The organism is Nocardioides sp. NPDC000445 (assembly GCF_040300245.1).
GTDB lineage: Bacteria > Actinomycetota > Actinomycetes > Propionibacteriales > Nocardioidaceae > Nocardioides.
This window is the reverse complement of sequence record NZ_JBEPDH010000002.1, coordinates 232,499-257,358: the sequence shown is the minus strand read 5'-3', so window position 1 is coordinate 257,358 and position 24,860 is coordinate 232,499. Positions and strand designations below refer to the sequence as shown.

The following is a 24,860-nucleotide window of genomic DNA, read 5'->3' as shown; positions in this document are numbered from 1 at the left end:
CCCGTCAACTTCCAACTCAAATGACCTCGGAGTGGTAAGTTGACCGGTCATGGATCCGGAGAGGTACGACGCTCCGCAGTTCGGCCGGGCGACCCGCGAGCCGGGGAACAAGTGGGCCTACTGGTACTACAAGCCCGCCCACATCCCGCGTGACCTGCCGTTACAGCCGCTCACCGTGAAGGCGCTCTCGGATGCCGACGCCGCGCTGGGGCGCCTCCAGGGAGTGAGCGCGCTGATCCAGGATCCCGAGCTGCTGATCGGGCCCTACCTGACCCAGGAGGCGGTCGCCTCCTCCCGGATCGAGGGCACTCAGACCTCCCTCGAGGAGGTCCTCCAGGACGAGGTCAGCGGTCAGGCGACCAGGAGCGAGGACGTGGCCGAGGTCAAGGCCTACCTCGCCGCGACCCGTCAGGGCTTCGAGCTCATCAGGAGCTGGCCGCTCAGCCAGCGGCTCGTCCTCGAGCTCCACAAGACCCTGCTCACCGGCGTGCGGGGTCACGAGCGCCACCCCGGCGAGTTCCGGCGGAGCCCGGTCTGGGTCGGCTCGCCGACCGACAACCCCACCACCGCCGCGTACGTCCCACCCCTCCCGCCCGACCTGCCCGAGCTGATCGCCGACTGGGAGGCGTACGTCAACGTCCCCGACCTCAGCCCGACGCTGGTGCGGTGCGCTCTGATGCACTACCAGTTCGAGACGATCCACCCGTTCCTGGACGGCAACGGGCGTATCGGGCGGCTGCTGATCAACCTGATGCTGATGGAGGAGGGGCGGATGACCACGCCTCTGCTCTATCTCTCGGGCTACATCGAGGCTCACCGCCAGACCTACTACCAGCGGCTGCAGAGCGTCCGAGAACGTGGCGAGATGCAGGAGTGGCTGCAGTTCTTCCTCACCGCGGTGCGACGTTCGGCCGAGGACGCCACGACCAGGTCCGAGCGGCTGGTCGCGCTCCGGGAGGGCTATCTCGACGAGGCCGCCACCTCGCGCGCCAACCTGTCCGGGCTGGTCACGCTGTTGTTCGCCAACCCCTACCTGACCGTCAAGCGCGTCGAGGACGCGACCGGTCTGACCAACCAGGGTTCCCGCAACCTGATCCAGGACGCCGAGCGCCGCGGGTGGATCGAGGCCGCCGGCCGGTCGGGCCGCGGCGGCCGGCACTACTGGATCGCCAGAGCGGTGATGGACGTGATCGAGGAGCCACTGGCGTACGACTGAACGTGCCTGAGCACGGTGGAAAACGTGCAGGTGGCCCCGGCTGTGCACGTGTGCACGCCCAGGGCCACCTGTGTGACGTGGCCGAGCAGTCGGTAGGGGGTGATCACCCGGCCATGGTCATGTTCCTCAGAAGGTGCCGAGCGGACCCAGCGGGTTCGGGACCTGGTCGACGGGGAGGCCGTCGAGAGCCGGGTTGTCCATCGGGAGCAGGAACGAGACCTGCTCCATCTCGCTGTCGGACAGCTCGGACGGCATCGCGCCGCCCATGATCTTGTCCATCACGATGCCGGGCGCACCGACGTAGGCGCCGGAGACGACCATGGCGGCACCGTTGCCGACCTGGTGCGAGCCACCGTCCCAGTTCACCCAGGCCTTCTTCTGCGCCGGGCTCAGCTCGCCGCCGGTGGCACCCATCAGGATGAGGCCCGGAGCGCCGACCCAGGCGCCGGAGACCATGCGGGCCGCGCCGCCGGTCGCCTGACCGGCGCCACAGATGAAGCCGGCCCAGGCCTTCTGGCTCGAGGGCGAGAGGTCGGAGGCACCGGCGGAGTTCTCCTTGATGCACTCGGCCTCGGTGCGGTTGTGGTGGGTGCCATCGGCTGCGGAGGCGGTACCCGTGGTCAGTGCGACTGCGACACCCGAGAAGGCGGCGACGGCCGCGACGCGGCGGAGCAGCCCTGTCTTCATGTTCATTTCGTACCTTTCATCGATCAATTCGAATTGAAACATCACGCACGGACGCGACCCCCGGACCGATAACAGACGCATCGATACGTTCGCATCCGGGAAATGATGCTAGGAGCATCGGGGGTCATCAGTGCAAGCGACACGGCGGTTTTCGGGTCAACTAAGTGCCGAACGAAATGTAATGACGTAATTTCCATCAAACTGCAACGTCGTTGTCTGGTCGCGCGTAAATGCGCAGATGGCCCGGCCATGCACGAGTGCACGCCTAGGCCATCTGGGGACGGCGCCGATCGGATCGTGGTGGGAGCTACGACCGGTCAGCAGCTGTCATGTCGCCGCTCAGAAGGATCCGAGGGGAGCCATCGGGTTCGGGATCTGCTCGGTGGGAACACCGTCGAGCGCCGGGCTGTCCTGCGGGATGAGGAACGTGACCTGCTCGAGCTCGCTCGGCGACAGGTCGCTCGGGGTCGCCCCGCCCGCGATCTGGTCGAGGATGATGCCGGGGGCACCGACGTAGGCGCCGGCGACCATCATGGCGGCACCCTCACCGATCTTGTGGCCGCCCTCGTCCCAATTCTCCCAGGCAGCCAGCTGCTCCGGGGTGATCGGGGAGCCGGTGGCGCCGGCGAGGATCAGGCCCGGGGCGCCGACCCAGGCGCCGCTGACCATCTGGGAAGCACCGCCGGCGACGTAGGAGCCGCCGAGGATGAAGTCCTCCCACGCCTTCTGCGAGGAGGGCGAGAGGTCGGAGGAGGAGACGCTGGCGGTGGTCGGCGCCGGAGCGGCGATGGCCGTGCCGGTGGTCAGTGCGAAGGCGACACCCGAGAAGGCGGCGACGGCCGCGGCGCGGCGGAACAGCCCTGTCTTCTTGCTCATTTCATACCTTTCATCGTCAAATCGAATCGATCGCAGCGCGGCCGCCGAGCTGATAACACTCGCTTCGATACGTCCGCGTGCGGTTCATGACGCTAGGGATGCTCACCGTGCGATGTTCCGTCCGACACGGCTTCACAATTACCAAGTGGACGTAAACGTTCCATACCGCCGGGTAATACCATGCCCGGTCGGGTTAATGGGTTCCTGGAATTCGCCGAGCGCGCTAGATTGCCGCGTCCACTTCTCGGGACCCCCCACCTAGAAGGCCGCGATGAGCTCGGCAACGTACGCACCTGTGATGGCTGATCCCGGTCGGCCGAGGAAGGGCGGCAGGATCGTCCTGTCGGTGCTCCTCGGACTGCTCGGCGCCCCACTCCTTCTCGTCGGGGCGGGTCTGGCCATCGCGGCTGGGCCCGACGACGTCCTGATGGGCAAGGAGACCCCGATCGCTCAGGGCGCGGCGTACTCCACGCCGGAGGCGTTCGCCTTCGACCGGCTTCCGGTCACGGTTCGTGTGGAGGCGATGGGGGAGGCGTACGTCGGTGTCGGCAACCCGGTCGACGTGCTCGACGTCGTCAAGGGCACCAGGGCCGTCGAGATCGCCAAGACCCCGCTGACCAGGGTCAGCGGTGCCGCGGGCTCGGGGGAGAGCGTGCCGGATGCCTCCGAGGCACCGTGGTGGGACGAGTCGGTCTCGGGCTCGGGGACCCAGGAGCTCAACGTGACGCTGACCGGTGAGCCGGTCTCGTTCCTGGCCGCGAGCCGGGACGGTGCGCCGATCAAGCTCGCCTTCGGCTATCGGCTCGATGGGATCTTCCTGGTCGCGCTGGGCCTCGCGGGCCTCGGTGCCCTGCTGCTGGTCGGCGCGGTCCTCCTGCTGCTGACCAGCAGACGTGAACGCCAGGACCAGTGGCAGCCGCCCCGGCCGCCGGTTTCGTACGCCCAGCCGCCCCACCCCGCCCAGCCGAGCTACCCGACCCAGCCGGCCCGCCCGGTCCTGACGGGGCCGGCGGGACCGATGGGGCCGACGGGGCCGGCGCCGACTCGCCCGGCCATGCCGCGCCCGCCGGCCGGCGGGCTCTACCGCCGCCTGGGCATGGCGGCCGGGATCGGCGTCGTGGCGTTCTCGCTGACCGGGTGCTCGATGCCCGCATCCGTCGAGCTCGACGAGCCCAGCAAGGTCTCGCTGCGGAAGGACGACGTAGCCGGCCTCCTGAAGGACTGGAACAAGCGCAACAACAAGGCGATCAAGGCCAACCAGCCCGGGAAGTGGAAGGCCGAGGCATGGGCAGAGGCCGACAGCGGCCCGGTCCTGGCCAAGGACCGGCTCACCTCCGCGGTGAACGAGGGCTTCGACGTCCGGGACCGGCCGTCCACCTGGACGGCGGTGCCGGGGCGGGTGTGGTCGGTGCAGCTCAGCGAGTACCCGATGTGGGCGGTCGTGGAGATCGGCGTCAAGGGCGCGAAGAAGCCGAAGCTGACCCGGTTGGCCGTCTATGAGCAGCAGGACGCCCTCTCTCCCTGGAAGGTACGCAGCAGCCTCGGCGTCAAGAAGAAGGCCGTTCCGCCCGAGGTGGAGGGCGCGGACCCGGTGCCGGCAGCGGCGACGAAGCAGGTCGAGGAGGTCGCGGCCGAGATCGACGCCTACCTGGAGAAGCCGAAGAAGATCGACGGTCTCGACGGGTTCAAGAAGCTCGCCGAACCCGGCGACGAGATCGCCGCGTACGCCTCGGACATGGGCGTCGACATGGTCAAGACGACCGCCGAGCCCTTCGACGAGACGAGCATCCGCGCGGTTCAGACGTCCGAGGGCGTGCTGGCGATGCTGGACTTCACGACCAACTCGATCGTCGGTGGCCAAGGCACCGAGTGGGAGTGGAACCCGCCCTATGACGAGTTCCGCAGCCGGGCGGGCAAGAACCTGTCGATCCGGACCGCGGTCACGGTCGCGGTGCTGGTGCCGAAGGACGGCGACCCCTCGGTCCTCGGGGTCGAGTACGGCGAGATCCTGGGCGCGAAGGTGAAGAGCTGACCCTCAGGGTTCATCCGCTGATCGCACGATGCTCGCGTGAGCGGCGGATGGGCTTTCCTCGCGGGGTCTAGCGTCGAAGCATGGATCATGCTGCGGCCGTGAGCCTGGCCATCGGCGCATGCGTCCTGTTCTCGCTCTCCGCCGCCGTCCAGCAGCGCGCCAGCGCGCTCGCGCCCGGTCGCAGCGGCGGGATGGCCGGCGTCGAGCAGCTGATGCTGGCGCTGGTGCGCAACCCGCTGTGGGTCACCGGCGCGGTGATCAACGCGATCGGCTTCGCGGTGCAGGCGGTCGCGCTCCACCTGGGATCGGTCTCCGTCGTGCAGTCGGTGATGCCGACGCAGCTGCTCTTCGCGCTCGTCCTCGCCTCGATCGCGGCCCGCCACTGGCCGACGGTCTCCGACTGGGTCAGCGGAGCCGCGATCTGTGGCGGCGTGATCCTGCTGGTCACCGACGACCATCGCGGCGGCACCTACGCCGACGTCGGCCGCGTCGCGCTCTTCGCCGGGTGCGTGGCGGTCGTGATCTGCGTACTCCTGCTGGTGGCCCACCGGTTCCCGCCACCGGTCGCGGCCGCGACCACGGCGGTCGCGGCCGGCTGCTCGTTCGCGACGACCTCGGTGCTGCTGAAGATCACCGCCGACCGGGCCGCCGCCGACGGATTCCCCGGGCTGCTCACGCTGCCGGCGTTCTACGGGCTGCTCTGCACCTGTGGCCTCGGGATCGTGCTCACCCAGGCGGCCCTCGCCGCCGGCCCGCTGCCCTGGGCGATGGCGGCGATGACGATCACCAACCCCACCGTCTCGTACGTCGCCGCGGTGGTCGCCTTCGGCGCCTCGGCCCCCACGCTGTGGGTCGCAGTGAGCGCGGCCGCGCTGCTGGTCACCGGGATCGTCGGGCTCGCCCGGTCACGGTCGGCGGGCAGGTGGACGCCGGTGCAGCACGAGCGGACCGAGATCCGGGTGTCCTAGCGGTCCTGCATCGACCGCGGCCACGAGCGCCGCCTGGTCGACCTGGGCTTGAGGTGCTCGGGCAGCGCGCTGATGTAGGGCGCGGCATGCCGACACTCGCCACAGGTGACGTCTCGATAGTCGTAGGAGGTCAGCGGATCTTCTCCGTACGCGCGACACACCGGACCGAAGGAGTCGGCGAAGTGGGTCTGCTCCGGCGTCACCGGCTTCACCGCAGCCTGGGTGGTCAACTCGCTCATATGCCCCTCATATGGTCATTGGCATGAAATACCAGGATGGCGACGAGACCTAGGTCTTCGTGTTCTGAACGTGGCCAAAGAAGCGGCCCCGGACGGATAACGACCACGGCTGAGTAACGTTATCCCCACAAAGAAAACGCGGCTCCGACACTCTGACGACCTCGCTCGGCGAGGGTCTACGCGTAGCGCCGAGCCCGACGGGACGCCTGCCGCTGCCGCGAGCGCGCGAGGAGATAGGTCGGCGCGGTCTCCTGCGCGAGGCTCTCGTGAAGCTCCAGCATGTCCTCGATCGTGCGCGACCAGGGGAACTGCTCGGCCCGCTCGCGCGCCGCGTGCCGGGTCGCCACCACCGGCCGCTCGGCGACGTCGATCACCGCGTCGGCCAGCGCCACAGGATGCGCCGATGCCCAGGCTCCGCAGCGGGAGTCGATGAGCTCACGGGCGCCGCCGCGGTCGGCGGTCACCACCGGCGTACCGCTGGCGAGGGCTTCCAGGACGGCCAGTCCGAAGGTCTCGCGGGGGCAGACGGAGAGAGCCACATCGGCCTCGGCCAGCGCCCGGGCGATCCGCCGGCGGTCGGAGACGTGCCCGTGGAAGACGACCGGCGCCCCGGCGGCGAGGGCCTCGATCTCGGGACGGTGTGGCCCGTCGCCGTAGACGTCCATGCGTACGTCGAACCCGCGGCGATGCAGCTCGACGGCGGTGGCGACGGCGAGGTCGGGAGACTTCTCCCGGGAGAGGCGGCCGACGTGGATGAGCCTCAGGGTGTCGTCGCGGTGCCCGAGCGAGGGGTGGAAGAAGTCGAGGTCGACGCCCAGCGGCACCTGCGCGATCGGGCAGCCGACGGTCGCGGCCAGCGGCTCGAACTCGTGCCGGGCGTAGTCGGAGGTCACCAGCACCTGGTCGAAGGAGCGCACCAGCATCCGGTTGAGCAGCGCGGTGGAGACCTTCGAGGTGGTGTCCATGCCGGTGTAGGTGGGCATGTACTCGTCGAGCCGCTCGTGGGAGAAGAGCACCGTCCCGATGCCCTGGCGCCGGGCCCAGCGGGAGACCGGCAGCATCGTGAACTTGTCGCTGACCTCGAGGCTCGTCGGGTTGAAACGGGTCAGCACGTCGGTCACCCGCCACGGCTCGATGATCAGCCGGTAGCCTCCGCCCACGCGTGGCGCTCTCAGCTGCACCACCTCGCCGAGGTCGGTCGAGGTGACCGAGTCGTACGGGCCGGGGACGACCAGGAGCCGGTCGTGGCCCGCCTCGAGATAGCCACGGGCGAGGGCCTCCAGAGCCGTCTTCATGCCGCCGGAGGTGGGGCCGACGAAGTTCGCGAGCTGAGCGATGAGCACGGCCACATCGTGTGGCATCGAGGTAGCCCTTCGGCGACCTCGATGTGACGTCGGCATGGCGAGGCGGCGTATTGGTTCAGGGGCGCGTCGGCCGGAGTAGCGTTGGGGCATGACAAACCTGGACGCGCACCCCACCCCCGTCGAGTGCGTCGGTGGAAACGGGGACGAAGGCGTCGAGATCCAGATCATCACCCCGCGAGACGTCCCGCTGGGTGGCCCGCGAGCGATGAACGTACGCCGCACCCTGCCCGCCCGCTCGCGCTCGCTGATCGGCGCGTGGTGCTTCCTGGACCACTACGGTCCCGACGACGTCGTCGTCTCCGGCGGGATGGAGGTGCCGCCCCACCCGCACACCGGGCTGGAGACGGTCTCCTGGCTGTTCACCGGGGAGATCGAGCACCGCGACTCGGTCGGCACGGTCGCGATGGTGCGCCCGGGCGAGGTCAACCTGATGACCGCCGGGCGCGGGATCTCCCACTCGGAGAACTCCACGCCCGAGACCACCGTGCTGCACGGGGCGCAGCTGTGGGTCGCGCTGCCGGACGAGTTCCGCGACGTCGAGCCGGCGTTCCAGAACCACGTGCCCACGCCGATCGAGCGCGACGGGGCGACCGTGCGGGTCTTCATGGGGTCGCTCCTCGGCGTCACCTCGCCGGTGCGGACCCACTCCGAGATCCTCGGCGCCGAGATCCTGCTCGAGCCCGGCACCCGGCTCGAGATCCCGGTCGACGAGCGGTTCGAGCACGGCGTACTCGTGGACACCGGCGAGGTGTCGATGACCGGCCTCGGCGCGTCCGGCCCGACGTCGGCCGACGTGGAGAAGGACTCGCTCGCCTACGCCCCTCCGGGCGCCACCACGCTGATCCTGCAGGCCGGTGAGGCGTGGACCCGGCTGCTCCTCCTCGGCGGTACGCCGTTCGGCGAGTCGATCATCATGTGGTGGAACTTCGTCGGGCGCACCCACGAGGAGGTCGTCGGCTACCGCGAGGAGTGGCAGGGCCAGATCACCCGCGGTGGCGGCGAGCTGGTCGAGGACTCCCAGGACCTGACCGAGGGCCGCTTCGGTGTGGTCGAGGGCAACCACCAGCGGCCGATCCCGGCACCGCCGCTTCCCAACGCCCGGCTCCGCTCGCGGTCTTAGGTCCGTGCTTAGACTGCAGTCGTGAGTGACGAATCCTCAGACCCAGGGGTCGTGCTGGCCGTGGCGGTGGGCCGCAGCCGCAGCCAGGCGGCGGTCTTCGACCTCGCCGGACGCGAGCTGGCCGGCGACACCCGTGACCACGAGGTCGGCATCTCCGCCGAGGTGTTGATGCCCGAGGTCGTCGAGCGGATGACCAAGATGGTGACCTCGATCGACCTGCCGGTGCTGGCGATAGGGATGAGCCTGCCCGGGGTGGTCAATCCTGACCTCGGGATGAGCATCGACACCCCGGCGATGGGCGGCTGGGACGGAGTCCAGCTGGCCCCCTACTTCACCGCTCTGACCGACGCGCCGCTGATCCTCGCCCACGACGCCCATGCGCTGGCGCGCTCGGAGCTCTTCAACTCCGACCATCCCGTACGCAACGCCCTGGTCGTCAAGGCCTCGACCGGTCTCGGCATGGGCATCATCGTCGACGGCAAGGTCGTCACCGGCGCGCTCGGGGCGGCCGGCGAGATCGGCCACACCCGCATCGACGCGGCCGGGGACCGGCCCTGCCGCTGCGGCTCGACCGGCTGCCTGGAGACCGTCGCCTCCGGCTGGGCGCTCGCCCAGCGGCTGACCGACTCCGGGGTCCCCGCAGGCCACGTACGCGACCTGGTGGCCGCCGCGCTCGCCGGTGACGCCGTCGCGCGCGGGCTGCTGCGCGAGGGCGGACGACAGCTCGGCGAGGTCGTGGCCACGGCCGTCAACCTGCTCAACCCGGAGGTCGTCGTCATCGGCGGCGACATGGCCGGCGCCTTCGACCTATACACCGCCGGGGTGCGCGAGAGCGTCTACGCCCGCTCCAACCCGATCGCCACCCGCGAGCTCACCTTCATGGCCCAGCTCCACGGCGACTCCTCGGGCCTGGTGGGCTGCGCCGCGATGGCGATCGAGTCCCTCTCCGACCCGCAGTGATCGTCGGCCTGCTCTGGCTGCTCGGGTGCCAGCTGGCCGGAACCGCGATCGTCGAGCTGACCGGGATCCCGCTGCCGGGTCCCGTCGTCGGGATGCTGCTGCTCTTCGTCGTCCTCGTCCTGCGGCGCCGTGACGGTGAGGACGATCCGGTCATCCAGGTCGGCGACTACTTCCTCTCCCACCTGCAGCTCTTCTTCATCCCGGCCGGAGTCGGCGTGATCGCCTACCTCGCGGTCATCCGCGACGAGGCGCTGCCGATCGTCGTCGCGCTGCTCGGCTCCTGGCTCCTCGGGCTGGCCGTCGTCGGCTGGGTGCTCACCCTGTTCCTGCGCCGGGTGCCGTCGGTGGCCGGCACGGAAGGTGCTCCGGGGGAGGAGATCGAATGAGCGTCATCCTGTGGCTGTTCGTGACGGTGGCGGCGTACGAGTTCGGGCGGTGGCTGCGCGCGCGGACCCGTTCGCCGCTGGCCCAGCCGGTGGCGGTGGCGATCGTGATCGTCGGCACCCTGCTGACGGTCAGCGGCACGACCTACGACGACTATGCCGACGCCACCACGCTGATCAGCTTTCTGCTCGGACCGGCGACGGTCGCCCTGGCGATCCCGCTCTACCACCAGGTCGCCCGGCTGAAGGGGATGGTGGCGCCTGTCCTGGTCGCGCTGACCGCCGGCGCGGTCGTGTCGATGGTCAGCGGCATCCTGCTGGTGCGCTGGCTCGGTGGCGGCGATGTGCTGGAGCGGACGATGGCTCCGAAGGCCGTGACGACGCCGGTGACGATCGAGCTGACGGAGCGCCTCGGCGGCTATCCGGAGCTGTCGGCGGCCTTCGCCATCGTGATCGGAATCGTCGCCGCGATGGTCGCACCGCGGGTGCTGACCCTGCTTCGGATCCGCGACCCGCGCGCACGCGGCGTCGCCGTCGGTGCGGTCTCCCACGGGATCGGCACCGCGCGGATGCTGGAGGAGAGCCAGGTGGAGGGTGCCTTCTCCGGACTGGCGATGGGGCTCACCGCAGTGGTGACCTGTCTCATGATTCCGCTGGTGGCGTACTTCCTCCTCTGACCTTGCTCACGCCTTAACGTTGGTTTCATGGCTCGAGTGCACGCCTTCTCCGACGATGTCCTCGGCACTCTCGACGCGGTCGGGGTCGCCGAGGCCCTGCGGCGCGGTGACTTCAGCACTCTCGAGGCGGTCGAGGCGTCCATCGCCCGGATCGAGGCGGTCGACGCCGCGCTCGGAGCGATGGCCTACCGCACCTTCGACCGGGCCCGGATCCAGGCGCGTGCTCCGCGGGCCGGCTTCTTCGCCGGCGTCCCGACGTTGATCAAGGACAACACCGACGTCGCCGGTGTGCCCACCAGGAACGGCACGGACTCGTACGTCATGCCGCCGGCCTCACGCAACGGCGAGATGACCAAGCTGCTCTTCAAGCTCGGGCTGCTGTCGCTGGGGAAGACTCAGCTCTCTGAGTTCGGGTTCTCGGGCACGGCCGAGCATGCGCGGCTCGGCGCGGTGCGCAACCCGTGGGACACCGGCCGGGTGGCCGGGGCGTCCTCGGCGGGTTCGGGTGCGCTGGTGGCCGCCGGGGCCGTACCGATCGCCCACGGCAACGACGGCGGTGGCTCGATCCGGATACCGGCGGCTGCGTGCGGTTTGGTCGGGCTCAAGCCGACCCGCGACCGGCTGCCCCAGGACCCGCTCTACGGTCTGCTGCCGCTCAAGATCGTCACCGACGGTGTGCTGACCCGCTCGGTACGCGACACCGCCGCCTTCTTCCGGGAGGCCGAGAAGGCGCACCACACCTCCCTGCCGCCGATCGGGGACGTCACCGGCCCCGGGTCGAAGCGGCTGCGCTGCGCCATCTTCACGGGTGCGCTCGGGCGCGACGCCAGTCCCGAGGTCGCCGAGCTGACGCTGAAGACGGCGGCGGTGCTGGAGGAGCTCGGTCACACCGTCGAGGCGGTGCCTCCGCCGGTGCCCGAGACCTTCGCCGACGACTTCGTCCTCTACTGGGGGACCCTGGCGGTCGCCCTGGTCAACGCCGGCCCGCTCCGCGGCAAGACCTGGGACCGCACCCGGCTCGACAACCTCACGGTCGGCCTCGCCCAGCACACGCTCAAGAACGCCAAGTACGTCCCCGCCGCCATCGTCCGGCTGCGCAAGGCGCAGGCGATCGCGGAGGGGTTCCACGCGGCGTACGACGTCGTCCTGACGCCCACGGTCGCGCACGAGACCCCGGAGATCGGGCGGCTGGCGCCGAGCCAGGTCTACGAGCTGGTCATGAAGGGGCTGATGGACTGGGTCGCGTTCACGCCGTGGCAGAACGTCACCGGTGGGCCGGCGGTGTCACTGCCCATTCAACAGACCATCGCCGGGCTGCCCCAGGGGATGATGTTCGGGGCGGCGCCGGGACGCGAGCGAATGCTGCTCGAGCTGTCCTACGAGCTCGAGGAAGCGATGGGTTTCGCGCGCATCTGGGAGCCCGATCGAGGCGCCGAGGGCCCGTCTGACCTGCGATGATGCGGTCGGCGGCGGGAAGGGCCCTGTCGATTTGTTGAGCACGCCGCCCCTACCGTAATGTTCTCTTTCGCAACGCCCCTTTAGCTCAGTCGGCAGAGCGTCTCCATGGTAAGGAGAAGGTCTACGGTTCGATTCCGTAAAGGGGCTCTGGGTCCATTAGGATTCTTGGGTTGAGGTCCCGCAGTAGGAATACTGCGGGCCTGATTCCTGTTGAGGCGGGGTAGCTCAGGCGGTTAGAGCGCACGACTCATAATCGTGAGGTCGCGGGTTCGATCCCCGCCCCCGCTACCGCCAAAGACCGCATCACCTCGATTCAGCACCGTAAGGAAACTCCTGTGGCCAGCAAGAGCAGCGACGTTCGCCCGAAGATCACCCTCGCTTGCACCGAGTGCAAGGAGCGGAACTACATCTCGAAGAAGAACCGTCGGAACGACCCCGACCGTATCGAGCTCAACAAGTACTGCCCGCGTTGCCGCAAGCACACCGCGCACCGCGAGACCCGCTGAAGCCTGTCTTCTAGGTAGAGCGCGACACTGATCGGCGCTCCGAACGCCCCGCCCCGAGTTCCGGGAGGCGGGGCGTTCGTCATTTCCCGAGACGTCACCCCCGTCGGCCGAGACGTCACCCCGGTCGGTCGAGTTGGCACGGCTCTGCCAACTCGGCCGACCTACGTGACGCTTCGGCCGACGCGGGCGACTTCTCGGCGGGCCACTAGAGTTGTCCGCATGGCAGTTGATGGGTCGCTCGTAGGGCGCGCGTTTCCTCCGACCAGGCCCTATCGGGTCACCGATGAGAAGGTGCGGGAGTTCGCTGCCGCCACCGGTGTGAGCTGGGAGAGCGGGGACCCGGTTCCGGCGACGTTCCCGATCGTGCTCGCCTTCGACGCGATGAACGCCTTCCTGGACGACGTCCAGGTCGAGCTGTCGCGGATCGTGCACGGCGAGCAGAAGTTCGCGTACGCCCGGCCGATCGCGCCGGGGGACGTGCTGGTCGCGACCCTGAGCGTCGCCTCGCTGCGGCAGATCGGCGGCAACGACATCATTGGCACGGTCTCGGAGATCACCGACGAGTCCGGGGCGGTCGTGTGCACCACCTCGGCCACCCTGGTCCACCGAGCGGCGGAGGTCGCGTGATGGCACTCGAAGCAGGCGCCGAGCTGGCCCCGAAGACCTACCCCGTCACCCGGGCGTCGCTGGTGCGCTACGCCGGCGCGAGCGGCGACTTCAACCCGATCCACTGGTCCGACCGGATCGCCACCGCCGTCGGCCTCCCCGGCGTGATCGCCCACGGCATGTTCACCATGGCTCTGGTCGCCCGGGCGGTCTCGGAGTGGACCGACGGTGCCGAGGTCGTCGACTTCGGCGCCAAGTTCACCAACCCGGTCGTCGTGCCCGATGACGACGAGGGCACCTCGGTGACGGTCAGCGGCACCGTGAAGTCGGTCGAGGACGGGCTGGCGACGATCGCCCTGACCGTCGTCTCCGGCGACCAGAAGGTCCTCGGCATGCCGAAGGTCTCCGTACGTGTCTGAACTTCTCGCGAAGCACACCACCTTCCATCTCGGCGGCCCGGCGGCGGAGTTCGTCACCGCGACCACCGAGGCGGAGATCATCGAGGCCGTGACCGCGGCCGACGCGGCCGGGAAGGACGTGCTCGTCCTCGGCGGCGGCAGCAACCTGGTCGTCGCCGATGCCGGCTTCCCGGGCACCGTCGTCAAGCTGGCGACCACGGGCGTTGCGGCGGAGCCGTTCGAGGGCGGCGTACGCGTCACGGTGGCTGCCGGCGAGACCTGGGACGACTTCGTGACGACCGCGGTCGACAAGGGCTGGAGTGGCGTCGAGGCGCTCTCCGGCATCCCCGGCAGCGTGGGCGCGACCCCGATCCAGAACGTGGGGGCGTACGGCCAGGACGTCTCCCAGACCATCACCTCGGTCAAGGTGTTCGACCGCGAGCTCCGCGAGGTGCGGAGCTTCACCGCCGGGGAGTGCGCGTTCGGCTACCGCTGGTCGCGGTTCAAGGAACGACCCGGCCGCTACGTGGTCCTCGAGGTCACCTTCCGGCTCGGCACCGACGGCGAGACCGGCTCTCCGATCGCGTACGCCCAGCTCGCCGGCGCCCTCGGCGTCGAGCAGGGCACCCGGGTGCCGTCCAAGCAGATCCGCGAGGCGGTCCTGGCGCTACGTCGCAGCAAGGGCATGGTCATCGACGAGGCCGACCACGACACCTGGTCGGCGGGCTCGTTCTTCACCAACCCCGTGGTCGCCCCCGAGGACGTGCCTGCGGGCGCTCCGGCGTACCCCCAGCCCGACGGCACGGTGAAGACCTCCGCCGCCTGGCTCATCGACCACGCCGGCTTCAAGAAGGGCCACGGCAACCCGAGGGTGTCGCTCTCCACGAAGCACACCCTCGCCCTCACCAACCGCGGCCAGGGCACGACCGAGGACCTGCTCGCCCTGGCGAGAGAGGTACGCGACGAGGTCGAGGCGGCGTACGGGATCGTGCTCGTCAACGAGCCCGTCATGCTCGGCGTGGAGCTCTAGGAGCGACCAGCCCCGACTCGTAGGCGAACACCACGAGCTGGGCGCGGTCGCGCGCGTGCAGCTTGGTCATCGCCCGGTTGATGTGGGTCTTGGCGGTCAGCACGCTGATCACCATGGCCTCGGCGACCTGGTCGTTGGTCATGCCCCGGGCGACCAGGGCGACCGCCTCGCGCTCCCGGTTGGTCAGCTCGGCCAGCCCGGGGGGAGCGTCGGCAGGGGAGGGCTGGCTGACGTAGTGGTCGATCAGCGCACGGGTGACCGAGGGCGCGAGCAGGGCGTCGCCGCGTGCGGCGACCCGGACCGCGTGCACGAAGTCCTCAGGCTGGATGTCCTTGACGAGGAACCCGGTGGCGCCGGCACGCAGGGCCTCGAGGACGTACTCGTCCATCCCGTAGTTGGTCAGGATCACGACGCGGACCTCGCTCAGAGCGGGGTCGGCGACGATCCGCCGGGTCGCCTCGAGACCGTCGGCCACCGGCATCTGGATGTCGACCAGGGCCACGTCCGGCAGGTGCTCCCGGGCGAGTGCCACCGCCTCGACGCCGTCCGCCGCCTCGGCGACCACCTCGATGTCGTCCTCGATGTTGAGAAAGGCCCGGAACCCGCTGCGGATGAGCGGCTGGTCGTCGACCAGGAGAACCCGGATCACGACGTACGCTCCACCGGCAGCCGTGCCTCGACCATGAAACCGCCCTCCTCGCGGGGCTGAGCCCGCAGCTGACCTCCGAGGGCGGAGACCCGCTCCCGCATCCCGAGCAGCCCGATGCCGGGCACGGTCGTCGCCGGGGCGCCGGTGCCGTTGTCCTCGACCCGGATCCCGAGGGAGTCAGGTCGGTGGTCGATGTGGACCGACGCGGTGGTGGCCGCGGCGTGGCGGGTCACGTTGGTCAGCGCCTCCTGGACGATCCGGTAGGCCGTCCGGCCCACCGCGACCGGCACCGCGCCGGGTTGCCCGTCGACGGTCAGCGTGACGTCCAGCCCGGTGGATCCGGCGGACCCGACCAGGTCGCGTACGTCCTCGAGCCCCCGCGGCGGGTTCGGATCGTCGTCGCGCAGCGCCGTCAGCGTGGCCCGCAGCTCGCGGGCCGCCTCGCGTCCGGCCTCCCGGATCGCCAGCAGCGACTCGGGGACCTCCTCGCCACGCCGCTGCGCCACGTGGACTGCGGCCTCGGACTGGACCTTGATCACCGAGATCTGGTGGGTGAGCGAGTCGTGGAGCTCGCGGGCGATGTGCAGCCGCTCGTCGTCGGCCCGCCGCTGCGCCGCCGCCTCCCGGGTGCGCTCGGCCTCGTCGGCACGCCGCTCGGCCTGCCGGAGGGCCTCGCCGGCGGCGCCTGCCGCGATCAGCCAGGCGATCTCCAGGGCTCCACGCGCCTGCTCGGAGGCGGCGCCGAGGTCGCCCACGGAGGCGTACGCCACCAGGAAGAGCCCGCACTGCATCGCCACCGCGGCGAGCACCGTGACCAGCCGATGCCCCTCCCGCACGGCTGCGTAGACCGCGACCAGGAACGCGATCACCGCGACGTCGATCCCGAGTGCCTGGAAGGCCAGCCCGCACGCGCCGCTGGCGACCAGCACGGCGACCGGTGCTCGACGCCGGAAGACCAGGACCAGGCCGCTCGCGACCAGCGCGGCGTAGCCGAGAAGCTCGTTGCCGGAGTCGGGCTGACCGCCGCTCAGCGCAGCCGCCAGCTGGGCCACGGCCACACCCGCGGCGATGACCCAGTCTCCGACCGTGATCCGCTGCCTGGCCATGCGAGCAGGATATGCCCGCGCCCGCCACCTGCGAGTCCCTCTGACGCAGGAGATCCGGCTACCACGTACGCAGTAGCGACGGCTCCGAAGAGTCCACGCAGGCAGGACGACTCCGGCGTGCGTCGACGGGACGATCGAGTCATCCGATCGAACTCGATGAAGGAGCCTCCATGTCCCTGAACGACGTACTCATCAGCGCCGCCGACCCTGACGTCGGCGCCTACACACTGACCACCGCCCGGCTGTGGGCGACGGTCGCCGCGTTCGTCGGCCTGGCCGGCGCGGTCGCCGGCGCGGTCGCGCTGGCCCGTGCCGTACGCGGCGTCGGCAACCGTGGCCGCAACGGCGCCGTCGTGGCTCTCGGCTGCGGCACGATCGCCCTGGTCGTCGGCGTCGTCAACCTGCTCGTGGCCGACGGCGGGCCCGGCACCGGCAACGGTGTGGTCGGCGGCGGCATGGCGATCGTCCTCGGCCTCACCGGCCTCGTCCTCGGCGCGCTGACGCTGGCCAGAGCGCGCCGAGTCGGCGCGAACTGACGTGATCCTCGTCGAGTCGGCTCGTCAGAACGAGCCGACTCGGCATCAGGCTCGTTCGAGGAGCATGAGCACTTCGTGGTGGTCGGTGTTGGGGAACATGTCGAGCAGCCGCGCCGAGGCGGGGCGGAGCGACGGCATGTCACGCAGGTCGCGGGCCAGGGTGTCGACGTTGCACGAGGAGTAGACGACGTGCTCGACCCCCGACTGCTCCAGCCACCCGGCGAGCGACGAGCCGATCCCGCGCCGCGGCGGGTTGACGATGACCAGGTCGGGCGCGGAGCCGGCCGAGAGTGCGTACGCCGCCGCATCCCCGGCCACCCAGCTGGTGCCCGGCAGGCCCAGGTCCGCGGCGGTCGAGGCGGCCGCTTCGACCGCCTGCTCGCTGGACTCGACACCGAGCACCTGCCGCCCCGGAGCGGCGACGTGCAGCCCGAATCCGCCGACGCCGCAGTAGAGGTCCCACACGGAGGCCGGCGCTGCCGAGGAGACCAGGTCGCGGGCATGGCGGTAGAGCGCGGCCGCGACATCGGTGTTGGTCTGGAAGAACGAGTGGGGCCGCAGCCGCAGACCGATCCCGTTGACCTCCATCGTGAGCGCCTCGCGGGCGGTCAGGAAGATCTCCTCGGGCCCCTCGATGACGGCCTTGTGCTCCGGCTGGATGTTGACCGAGGCGACGCCGATCGGGAGCTCGTCCAGCAGAGCCGGAAGGTGCTTGCGCAGCCGGGCCAGCGCCTCGGCGGACCGCAGCACCCAGCGCACCATCAGCTCCCCGCCGGGCGCCTCGGTGACGATCACGTGCTTGAGCTCCCCGCGCCGCTCCGGCACGGAGTAAGGAGTCAGCCGCGCGGTCGTGACGAACCGGGAGAGGACCGGCAGCGCGGCCTGCAGGCCCGGGGTGTGCAGCCCGCACGCGAGCAGGTCCACCCCGAGACCGTCGTGCGACAGGATCCCCAGCGTCGGCGCCTCCACCGAGCCGGCGACGACCATCTTCGCCTTGTTGCGGAAACCGGCCTCCGGGCTGGAGACCGGTTCCTCCCAACGTACGTCACCGAGAGCCTCGGCGACCCGCCGCTGTTTCTGCGCGAGCTGGTCTGCGTACGCCATCTCCAGCCAGCGGCAGGAGCGGCAGGCGCCGGAGGTGAAGTAGCCGCAGTCCATCCGTCAGATTCGGCTGCTCAGCATCGCGTTGATGCTGTCGAACGTCGTGCTGTCGGTCTCGTTGGAGGCGACGACGATCATCACGATGATGAAGATGATGTAGGCGATCCAGAAGAGCATGTAGAGCGCCCCGAAGATCGTCCCGATGAGGCCGGTGATGAAACCGGCCTGAGCGTTGCCGCGCCCGCTGTAGGCAGCCGGGTTGGCGTCGATCTCGGCCATCACCCGCTTGCCCTTGACCCATCCGAACGGTGCGACGAAGACGCCGATCCCGCCGCACATGACCGACAGGCACAGCCCGACGATCCCGAGGACCATCGCCGAGTTGGCCTCGGGATGCGGAGGGGGCTGCGGGAAGCCGTAGGGCGCTGGTGCGGGCTGATAGCTGGGCGGGGGCGTGTCCGTCATCTCAGAACTCGCTGCCGTAGGTCTCGTAGCCGCTGTCGTAGCCCGGGTCGTCGAACCCGCCGCTGACGCCGATGATGACGATGATGACGATGGCGAGGATGCTCAGCACCAGCAGGATGGTGCCGATGAGGCCGAGGATGAAGCCCGCCTGCGCGTTGCCGCGGCCGGTCAGAGCACCGGCCGACGCGTCGATCCGCTTCTTGGCCGAGAGGCCCATGAACAGGGCGAACGGCGAGAGGACGATGGGGAGGCCACAGAGGAACGACCCCACGAACCCGACGATGCCGAGGACCATCGCCGTGGTCGCCCCCGAGTCCGGGGTGCCGACCGGACCGGCGTACGCAGCCGGAGCGCCGTAGGGCGCCTGACCGTAGCCTGGCTGAGCACCATAGCCCGGCTGACCACCGTAGTTCGGCTGACCGCCGTAGGCGGGCGGCGGAGGCGTCTGTCCGTATCCGGCTGTCGGCGGGACCGGCGGCTTCTGGTCGAACGTCGCGCCACCGTAGGGGTTGGACGGCTGCTCACCGTAGGTCTGGCCGTACATCGGCTGGGTCGGCGCAGGCGGCGTCGACGCAGGCGGAGTCGCCACCTGCGTCTCGTCGCCCTGGGTCGCCTCGTCGGGGGTCGGCTCGGACGGGGTCGGCGGAGGCGGGGTGGAGGCGTCGGCCGGCTTGTTGGGATCGGGCTGATCGTCGGACGGGTTCGTCATGGCCGACATTCTGTCTTAACTTGCCGGATCCGTGGGTTGCGAGGGCGCGCTGATCCAGTCGTCGATCTCGGCGAGCAGACCTTTCTTGGTCGACTCGGGCGCGGTCGAGGCCGTGATCGACATCCGCGCCAGGTCGGCGAGGGTCTCGTCGGTGAGCTCGTGAGCGGCCCGCATGGTGGCGTACTGCGCCGCCAGTCGGGACCCGAACAGCAGCGGGTCATCGGCCCCCAGCGCCACCGTCGCACCCGCGTCGAGCAGCTGCGGCAGCGGCACCGAGGTCAGGTCGGAGTAGACACCGAGCGACACGTTGGAGGTCGGGCAGACCTCCAGTGCGACGCCCGCGCGCACGATCTCGTCGAGCAGCGCCGGATCCTCGGCAGCGCGTACGCCATGACCCAGCCGGGTCGCATGCAGCGACCGCAGCACGGTGCGGATGTGCTCGGGCCCACGCAGCTCACCGCCGTGCGGCATCAGCCGCAGACCGGCCTTCTCGGCGATCTGGAAGGCGTGGTCGAACTCCTCGGTACGCCCGCGCCGCTCGTCGTTGGAGAGCCCGAAGCCGACCACACCGTGGTCGACGTACTGCGCGGCCAGGCGCGCCAGCGTGCGCGCGTCCATCGGGTGCCGGGTGCGGTTGGAGGCGATGATCACCGCGATCCCGAGCCCGGTCGCCCGCTCCGCGTCGCGAACTGCGTCGAGGACCAGATCCGTGAAGGCCGTGATCCCGCCGAACTTCGCCGCATAGCCCGACGGGTCGACCTGGATCTCGAGCCACCTGCCGCCGTCGCGTACGTCGTCCTCGGCGACCTCCATGACCAACCGCCGGATGTCCGCCTCGGTGCGCAGCACCGAGCGCGCCACGTCATAGAGACGCTGGAACCTGAACCAGCCCTTCTCGTCGGCCGCACTCAGCGCCGGCGGCCACTCCGAGACCAGCTGGTCGGGCAGCCGGATCCCGTCGCGGGTGGCCAGCTCGAGCAGGGTCTCGTGGCGCATCGCACCGGTGAAGTGCAGGTGCAGATGCGCCTTGGGCAGCGTACGCAGGTCGCGTCGGTCGGCATGTGTCGGTGCGACAGTCACGCGAGCAGCTTCTCCGCCGCGGCCAGCTTCACGCATACCGTGACGACCTCCATGGCCCCGCTGACCTGCTCCAACGGCGGGAAGGACGGTGCCAGCCGGATGTTGGTGTCCTCCGGGTCGTGCTTCCCGGGGAAGGCCGATCCTGCCGGGGTCAGCGCGACGCCGGCACCCTTGGCCAGCTCGATCACCCGGGTAGCGGTGCCCGGGAGCACGTCGAGGCTGACGAAGTAGCCACCGGCGGGCTTGGTCCAGGTCGCCACGCCGAGCGCGCCGAGCTCGTCGGTGAGCGCATCCTCGACGGCCGCGAACCGCGGCGCGAGCAGGTCGCGGTGCTTGGCCATGTGCTCGCGTACGCCGGCGGCGGAGCCGAAGAACTCCGCATGCCGCAGGTGGTTGACCTTGTCAGGGCCGATCGCGCCGTGGCTGAGGTGGTCCAGCCACCAGGCGACGTTCTCCTTCGAGCCGCCGAAGAAGCCCACGCCGGCGCCGGCGTAGGTGACCTTGGAGGTCGAGGCGAAGACCAGCGGGCGGTGGGGGTTGCCGGCCGCGTTGGCCAGCGAGACGACGTCGGCGGTCTTGGTCTCGGCCGGGGTCAGGTGGTGCAGCGCGTAGGCGTTGTCCCAGAAGATCTTGAAGTCGGGGGCCGCGGTCGGCATTGAGGCGAGCCGCTCGGCGATCTCCTGCGAGGTGGTGTCACCGGTCGGGTTGGCGTAGGTCGGGACCAGCCACATGCCCTTGATCGTGGGGTCGTCCTTGACCAGCGCGGCGACGGCGTCGGCATCGGGGCCGTCGGCGTGCATCGGCACGGTCACCATCTCGATCCCGAACCACTCCAGGAGCGTGAAGTGGCGGTCGTAGCCCGGCACCGGGCAGACGAATCTGACCGTCTCCTCCCGGCCCCACGGCCGCTCGCTGTCGACGCCACCGTGAAGCCACAGGTACATCAGCGTGTCGCGCATCATCGTGAGGCTCGAGTTGCCGCCGGCGATGAGCTGGTCGGTGTCCAGGCCGAGAAGCTCGGCGTAGATCTCGCGGATCTCGATGCCGCCCGCCAGGCCGCCGTAGTTGCGCGTGTCGGTGCCGTCCGGGGCGGTCGTCGACTTGGGGAGATGGAGCAGGCCGTCGGAGAGGTTGAGCTGGTCCGCGGAGGGCTTCCCCCGGGTCAGGTCCAGCTTCAGGCCCTTGGCCACCAAGTTGTCGTACGCCGTGCGCTGCTCCGTTGCGAACGCTTCGAGTTCCTCGCGCGAGAGCTCGGCGAGGGGACGGGGATCTGAGGTCATGCCCGCAATCCTATGGGTCATGAGGGCCCAGTTTGGAACGCGTCAACCCGAGTGCGTAGACTCACCGTTGGTGGTCTTCCCACATGGTTAGCCGCGCCCTCAACCGCGCGTCTGATGCAGGCCTCCGTAGGGCACTAGCTCAACTGGCAGAGCATCGGTCTCCAAAACCGAAGGTTGGGGGTTCAAGTCCCTCGTGCCCTGCAAAGCCGGACCAGCGATGGAAACGTTTTCGAGAGAAGGTGGCGGCGTGACGGACAGCAAGGCAGTCCCGACTCCGAACGACAAGAAGACGGAGAAGCGCACCAGTCTCCCGACGTTCTACCGCCAGGTCGTGGCCGAGCTCCGCAAGGTCGTCTGGCCGACGCAGCAGCAGCTCACGACGTACTTCATCGTGGTTCTGGTCTTCGTCCTGGTCATGATGGCGATCGTCGCGGGCCTTGACCTCGGGTTCGGCAAGTTGATGTTCTGGGTGTTCGGCGGCCGCGACGCGTGATCGCGTGGGCCCCGGCCCGCGGAACACACCCGATACACACAATCAACGGTTTGGAGCAGGACGTGTCTGAGCAGGACTACACCGAGGAGACCGAGGTCCTCGAGACGGCCGAGGCCGCCTCCGACGTGCCTGCAGAGGCTGAGTTCGACGAGGCCGACGAGTCCGCTGACGCCGTCGAGGCCGAGGATTCCTTCGACGAGATCGTCGAGGGCGAGGCCCCCGAGGCCGCTGACGACGACCCGCTCGAGGCGTTCCGCCGTGAGCTGTGGGCGAAGCCGGGCGACTGGTTCGTGATCCACACCTACTCCGGCATGGAGAACCGGGTGAAGTCCAACCTGGAGAACCGCATCGTCTCCCTCAACATGGAGGACTACATCCACGAGATCGTGGTCCCCACCGAGGAGGTCCCGGAGATCAAGAACGGCCAGCGCAAGATGGTCAAGCGCACCGTTCTTCCGGGTTACGTGCTGGTCCGGATGGACCTCACCGACGAGTCGTGGGCGGCCGTACGCCACACCCCGTCGGTCACCGGCTTCGTCGGCCACAGCCACCAGCCGGTGCCGCTGTCGATGACCGAGGTCGAGAACATGCTCGCTCCCGCCGTCGTCGCCCAGGCCGAGGCCGAGGCTGCCGCCGCCGGTGAGGCCGCGACCGCCTCCTCCGGTGCCACCGGCACCGCCAAGAAGCCCGTCGAGGTCGTCGACTTCGCCGAGGGCGACTCGGTCACCGTCGTCGACGGCCCCTTCGCCACCCTCCACGCGACCATCACCGAGCTCAACGCCGAGTCCCAGCGCGTCAAGGCGCTCGTCGAGATCTTCGGCCGCGAGACCCCCGTCGAGCTCTCGTTCAACCAGATCGAGAAGGTCTGAGCGAGCTCAGATACGAACGAATGCCCGGGCCGAGGCCCGGGCATTCGGCATTTGATGCCCGTCGGATGGCGTAGGAGTCGACCGCGGGGAACGTCTGGTTTTGCCGATGCGGCGCAGATGGAGGCCGATTAGCATGCCCGTTGCCTGGGACGCTGCGGGTCGGCGTCGTCTCGGTAAGTCCCGCAGGCGGCGAATGGTCGCCGATCGACGCCGTCGCCGAACTGAAAGAGAGCCACGATGAACGTACCCATCAGGACTCGGATCGCGATGTCGCTCGCCGCTGTCATCATGCCTCTCCTTGCCGCGTGCGGTGCCGGATCGGAGCCGGGCGCAGCCTCATGCCTCGAGGAGGAGGCGGCGGTCACGACCGCAGAGGCGGCAGTCGTGCCGCTGCGGGCCGAGGTCAAGACCCTGGAAGGTGTGCTCACCAAGGCGTCCGCCGCAGCTGAGAAGGCGGGAGCGGAAGCCGACAAGGTCGGCGAAGCGGCTGACGCCGCGAGTATGGGCACCAGCGCTGAGGATGCTGCTGCGTTCGCCGACATCATGGCGAAGTCTGCGGAGGCCACCGCGAAGGCTGCCGACCTCACCGCCAAGGCGGCCAAGGCCGAGGAGGCTGTGGCGGCTGCGGAGGAGAAGCTCGACGCGGCCGAGGGTGCGGTGACGAAGGCCGAGGACGCGTTGGCTGCTTGCAAGGGAGACTGATCGCCGGCCGACCTGTGGCGGCCAGGGGTGGCCACCTCCGTTCATGTGCGTGGAAATTGCGGCCCCGACCCGCGGAGACGATGCGACAAACGTGCACATGCAGGGAAATTGCAGGCGGGGCCGGCGCTCGACCGACGGTCTGATCAGGGCAGCGTCTTGATCAGCCACTCCACGTACCCGGTGATGTCGGTGACGACTCCCGGGACGGCGGCGTTGGCCTGGGTGACGGTCTTGCCGAGCAGGCGGATGCTGCAGGAGTCGACAGCGCGGTTGGTGTCCCAGCCGTCGGCGAGGTCGGGGAAGCGGGAGGAGAGCTCGGCGGCACAGATGCCGCGGCGCTCGGAGATCGAGGCCCAGCTGCCGTCGTCGGTCGGGGTGGGGCTGGGGCTCGGGGCCGTCGAGGGGGTCGGGCTCGGCTCGTTCGAGGGCCGGGCGCCCGAGCTCGGCTTCGGTGTGACGGCGGGGGGCTTCTTCTTCCCGGGCTTCTTGTCGGCCTTCTTCGCCGCATTCTGCCCCGGGCGGCCGGGTTTCGGCTCGGCGTGCGCGGGCGCGGCGGCGAGCTCGATGTCGTCGCCGCCGTAGGGGCTGTCGGTGTAGCCCTTGGCGATCTTCAGGACGGTGGAGACGTACGCCTCGCTGCGGTTGTAGCGGGTGAGCGAGGCCCGCTTCCCCGCATCGGTGGAGACGTCCTCGTCGCCGGAGCAGAGGTAGACGGCGGCGGCGAGGGCGGCATCGTCGATGTCCTGCGGGTCGCGTACGCCGTCGCCGTCTCCGTCGACGGCCACCAACGGCCAGGTCGAGGGGATGAACTGCATCGGCCCGACGGCCCGGTCGCCGCTGGTGAGCTTGTCGACGGCGCCGGCGTCGGTGTCGGGTGCGGGGTCGCCGGCGGGAGCGGTCAGTGCGGGACCGTAGATCGGAGGCGTGGCCTTGCCCGAGTCGTCGAGTCGGCTGCTCTTCAGGCGCCCGTGGTCGGACTCGACCATCCCGACGGCGGCGAGCAGCGTCCAGTCGAGGGCACAGGCCCGGTCGGCGGTGGTGACGACGGCGGCGGCTCGCTGGTAGGCGGCCAATGCCGGCATCGGGATGTCGCTTCCCTGCGCCATCGCGACGGCGATCGTGCCGGTTCGGGCGCCCTTGCGGGCGCCTTGCGCGGGCGCGGGCTTGGTGACGCTCGCGGGCTGGTCGATCGCCGACGTCACCAGGGTCTCGCCGCCGGGCAGCGTGACGGGTTCGACCGGATCGAACCCGGTACCGGTCGCGGCGGCGGTCCACCCCGCCGAGAGCGCGGCGAGCGGCACGAGCGCGGCGAACATGGACAGACGTCGGTTGAACAATTCAGCTCCCTTT

At 69.9% G+C, this 24,860-nt stretch carries 28 protein-coding genes and 3 tRNA genes; 19 read left to right on the top strand and 12 right to left on the bottom strand.

Annotation, left to right across the window (positions count from 1 at the left end; all coding sequences use genetic code 11):
* Positions 1-49: 49 nt before the first annotated feature.
* Positions 50-1,216 carry a Fic family protein gene (locus tag ABT304_RS03745; protein ID WP_350713393.1) on the top strand — a complete coding sequence of 389 codons (1,167 nt, stop codon included), beginning with the start codon at positions 50-52 and terminating at the stop codon, positions 1,214-1,216.
* A 126-nt stretch (positions 1,217-1,342) separates the two neighbouring features.
* Here ABT304_RS03745 and ABT304_RS03740 read toward each other — a convergent pair whose 3' ends face one another.
* Entirely contained in the window at positions 1,343-1,909 is a 567-nt protein-coding gene (locus ABT304_RS03740; RefSeq protein ID WP_040757544.1) for a hypothetical protein, read from the bottom strand.
* 333 nt (positions 1,910-2,242) lie between these two features.
* Positions 2,243-2,779 carry a type III effector gene (locus ABT304_RS03735; protein WP_160025617.1) on the bottom strand — a complete coding sequence of 179 codons (537 nt, stop codon included), beginning with the start codon at positions 2,777-2,779 and terminating at the stop codon, positions 2,243-2,245.
* 271 nt (positions 2,780-3,050) lie between these two features.
* Here ABT304_RS03735 and ABT304_RS03730 point away from each other — a divergent pair, with 271 nt between their 5' ends.
* Together ABT304_RS03730 and ABT304_RS03725 are read left to right on the top strand one after the other, a co-directional pair.
* A complete protein-coding gene (locus tag ABT304_RS03730) occupies positions 3,051-4,811 on the top strand; it encodes a hypothetical protein (RefSeq protein ID WP_350713392.1) in 1,761 nt (586 codons plus the stop codon).
* Between the two features lie 80 nt (positions 4,812-4,891).
* On the top strand, positions 4,892-5,779 hold the full coding sequence (locus tag ABT304_RS03725; protein WP_350713391.1) for a DMT family transporter: 888 nt from the start codon (positions 4,892-4,894) through the stop codon (positions 5,777-5,779).
* On the opposite strand, the gene ABT304_RS03720 is transcribed toward ABT304_RS03725, so the two are convergent.
* On the bottom strand, positions 5,776-6,018 hold the full coding sequence (locus ABT304_RS03720; protein WP_160025614.1) for a hypothetical protein: 243 nt from the start codon (positions 6,016-6,018) through the stop codon (positions 5,776-5,778). The genes ABT304_RS03725 and ABT304_RS03720 overlap by 4 nt on opposite strands.
* A gap of 176 nt (positions 6,019-6,194) precedes the next feature.
* Positions 6,195-7,379 (bottom strand): glycosyltransferase, encoded by a 1,185-nt coding sequence (locus ABT304_RS03715; RefSeq protein ID WP_350713390.1) that lies wholly within the window; start codon positions 7,377-7,379, stop codon positions 6,195-6,197.
* Between the two features lie 91 nt (positions 7,380-7,470).
* Here ABT304_RS03715 and ABT304_RS03710 point away from each other — a divergent pair, with 91 nt between their 5' ends.
* The 11 genes from ABT304_RS03710 (at position 7,471) to ABT304_RS03660 (ending at position 14,520) form a co-directional block, all read left to right on the top strand.
* Entirely contained in the window at positions 7,471-8,502 is a 1,032-nt protein-coding gene (locus ABT304_RS03710; RefSeq protein ID WP_350713389.1) for a pirin family protein, read from the top strand.
* A 21-nt stretch (positions 8,503-8,523) separates the two neighbouring features.
* Positions 8,524-9,462: an ROK family protein gene (locus tag ABT304_RS03705; protein ID WP_160025612.1), complete on the top strand. Its 939-nt coding sequence runs from the start codon at positions 8,524-8,526 to the stop codon at positions 9,460-9,462.
* Entirely contained in the window at positions 9,459-9,848 is a 390-nt protein-coding gene (locus ABT304_RS03700; protein WP_160025611.1) for a CidA/LrgA family protein, read from the top strand. Before ABT304_RS03705 ends, ABT304_RS03700 begins: the two co-directional genes overlap by 4 nt.
* Positions 9,845-10,522, top strand: coding sequence for an LrgB family protein (locus tag ABT304_RS03695; protein ID WP_350713388.1), 678 nt, complete (start codon positions 9,845-9,847; stop codon positions 10,520-10,522). The genes ABT304_RS03700 and ABT304_RS03695 overlap by 4 nt, the downstream gene beginning before the upstream one ends.
* A 27-nt stretch (positions 10,523-10,549) precedes the next feature.
* The gene (locus ABT304_RS03690) at positions 10,550-11,980 is read left to right on the top strand and encodes an amidase (protein WP_160025609.1); all 1,431 of its coding nucleotides are present in this window, start codon (positions 10,550-10,552) and stop codon (positions 11,978-11,980) included.
* Between the two features lie 74 nt (positions 11,981-12,054).
* A tRNA-Thr gene (locus ABT304_RS03685) sits at positions 12,055-12,127 on the top strand.
* Positions 12,128-12,194: 67 nt separating this feature from the next.
* Positions 12,195-12,268 (top strand) — tRNA-Met (locus ABT304_RS03680).
* 47 nt (positions 12,269-12,315) lie between these two features.
* Positions 12,316-12,486: a 50S ribosomal protein L33 gene (gene rpmG / locus ABT304_RS03675; protein ID WP_091042824.1), complete on the top strand. Its 171-nt coding sequence runs from the start codon at positions 12,316-12,318 to the stop codon at positions 12,484-12,486.
* A gap of 219 nt (positions 12,487-12,705) precedes the next feature.
* Positions 12,706-13,113 carry an FAS1-like dehydratase domain-containing protein gene (locus ABT304_RS03670; protein ID WP_160025608.1) on the top strand — a complete coding sequence of 136 codons (408 nt, stop codon included), beginning with the start codon at positions 12,706-12,708 and terminating at the stop codon, positions 13,111-13,113.
* Positions 13,113-13,511 (top strand): MaoC/PaaZ C-terminal domain-containing protein, encoded by a 399-nt coding sequence (locus tag ABT304_RS03665; protein WP_160025607.1) that lies wholly within the window; start codon positions 13,113-13,115, stop codon positions 13,509-13,511. The genes ABT304_RS03670 and ABT304_RS03665 overlap by 1 nt, the downstream gene beginning before the upstream one ends.
* Positions 13,504-14,520: a UDP-N-acetylmuramate dehydrogenase gene (locus tag ABT304_RS03660; RefSeq protein WP_350713387.1), complete on the top strand. Its 1,017-nt coding sequence runs from the start codon at positions 13,504-13,506 to the stop codon at positions 14,518-14,520. The genes ABT304_RS03665 and ABT304_RS03660 overlap by 8 nt, the downstream gene beginning before the upstream one ends.
* Here ABT304_RS03660 and ABT304_RS03655 read toward each other — a convergent pair.
* Together ABT304_RS03655 and ABT304_RS03650 are read right to left on the bottom strand one after the other, a co-directional pair.
* The gene (locus tag ABT304_RS03655) at positions 14,498-15,169 is read right to left on the bottom strand and encodes a response regulator (protein ID WP_350713386.1); all 672 of its coding nucleotides are present in this window, start codon (positions 15,167-15,169) and stop codon (positions 14,498-14,500) included. The genes ABT304_RS03660 and ABT304_RS03655 overlap by 23 nt on opposite strands.
* Positions 15,166-16,275, bottom strand: coding sequence for a sensor histidine kinase (locus ABT304_RS03650; protein ID WP_350713385.1), 1,110 nt, complete (start codon positions 16,273-16,275; stop codon positions 15,166-15,168). The genes ABT304_RS03655 and ABT304_RS03650 overlap by 4 nt, the downstream gene beginning before the upstream one ends.
* 170 nt (positions 16,276-16,445) lie before the next feature.
* On the opposite strand from ABT304_RS03650, the gene ABT304_RS03645 reads away from it, so the two are divergent.
* Positions 16,446-16,811 carry a DUF6223 family protein gene (locus ABT304_RS03645; RefSeq protein ID WP_350713384.1) on the top strand — a complete coding sequence of 122 codons (366 nt, stop codon included), beginning with the start codon at positions 16,446-16,448 and terminating at the stop codon, positions 16,809-16,811.
* A gap of 45 nt (positions 16,812-16,856) precedes the next feature.
* Here ABT304_RS03645 and rlmC read toward each other — a convergent pair whose 3' ends face one another.
* Genes rlmC through ABT304_RS03620 form a run of 5 tightly spaced genes read right to left on the bottom strand, consistent with a single transcriptional unit; the run spans position 16,857 to position 21,446 of the window.
* Positions 16,857-17,969, bottom strand: a complete 1,113-nt coding sequence (gene rlmC / locus ABT304_RS03640) for a 23S rRNA (uracil(747)-C(5))-methyltransferase RlmC (RefSeq protein WP_350713383.1) — start codon at positions 17,967-17,969, stop codon at positions 16,857-16,859.
* Between the two features lie 3 nt (positions 17,970-17,972).
* Positions 17,973-18,377, bottom strand: coding sequence for a DUF4190 domain-containing protein (locus tag ABT304_RS03635; RefSeq protein WP_350713382.1), 405 nt, complete (start codon positions 18,375-18,377; stop codon positions 17,973-17,975).
* A 1-nt stretch (position 18,378) separates the two neighbouring features.
* Positions 18,379-19,086 (bottom strand): DUF4190 domain-containing protein, encoded by a 708-nt coding sequence (locus ABT304_RS03630; protein ID WP_350713381.1) that lies wholly within the window; start codon positions 19,084-19,086, stop codon positions 18,379-18,381.
* 15 nt (positions 19,087-19,101) lie between these two features.
* Positions 19,102-20,166, bottom strand: a complete 1,065-nt coding sequence (locus tag ABT304_RS03625) for an adenosine deaminase (RefSeq protein ID WP_350713380.1) — start codon at positions 20,164-20,166, stop codon at positions 19,102-19,104.
* A complete protein-coding gene (locus tag ABT304_RS03620; protein WP_350713379.1) occupies positions 20,163-21,446 on the bottom strand; it encodes an aspartate aminotransferase type Ic in 1,284 nt (427 codons plus the stop codon). Before ABT304_RS03620 ends, ABT304_RS03625 begins: the two co-directional genes overlap by 4 nt.
* 128 nt (positions 21,447-21,574) lie before the next feature.
* Between ABT304_RS03620 and ABT304_RS03615 the strand changes: the two genes are divergently transcribed.
* From ABT304_RS03615 to ABT304_RS03600, 4 genes are all read left to right on the top strand, one after another.
* Positions 21,575-21,647, top strand: a tRNA-Trp gene (locus tag ABT304_RS03615).
* A 16-nt stretch (positions 21,648-21,663) separates the two neighbouring features.
* Positions 21,664-21,939: a preprotein translocase subunit SecE gene (secE, locus tag ABT304_RS03610; RefSeq protein WP_160025598.1), complete on the top strand. Its 276-nt coding sequence runs from the start codon at positions 21,664-21,666 to the stop codon at positions 21,937-21,939.
* A 62-nt stretch (positions 21,940-22,001) separates the two neighbouring features.
* Positions 22,002-22,808 (top strand): transcription termination/antitermination protein NusG, encoded by an 807-nt coding sequence (gene nusG, locus ABT304_RS03605; protein WP_350713378.1) that lies wholly within the window; start codon positions 22,002-22,004, stop codon positions 22,806-22,808.
* 237 nt (positions 22,809-23,045) lie between these two features.
* Positions 23,046-23,510: a hypothetical protein gene (locus tag ABT304_RS03600; protein ID WP_350713377.1), complete on the top strand. Its 465-nt coding sequence runs from the start codon at positions 23,046-23,048 to the stop codon at positions 23,508-23,510.
* Between the two features lie 143 nt (positions 23,511-23,653).
* On the opposite strand, the gene ABT304_RS03595 is transcribed toward ABT304_RS03600, so the two are convergent.
* On the bottom strand, positions 23,654-24,847 hold the full coding sequence (locus ABT304_RS03595) for a lytic transglycosylase domain-containing protein (RefSeq protein ID WP_350713376.1): 1,194 nt from the start codon (positions 24,845-24,847) through the stop codon (positions 23,654-23,656).
* Between the last annotated feature and the right edge of the window lie 13 nt (positions 24,848-24,860).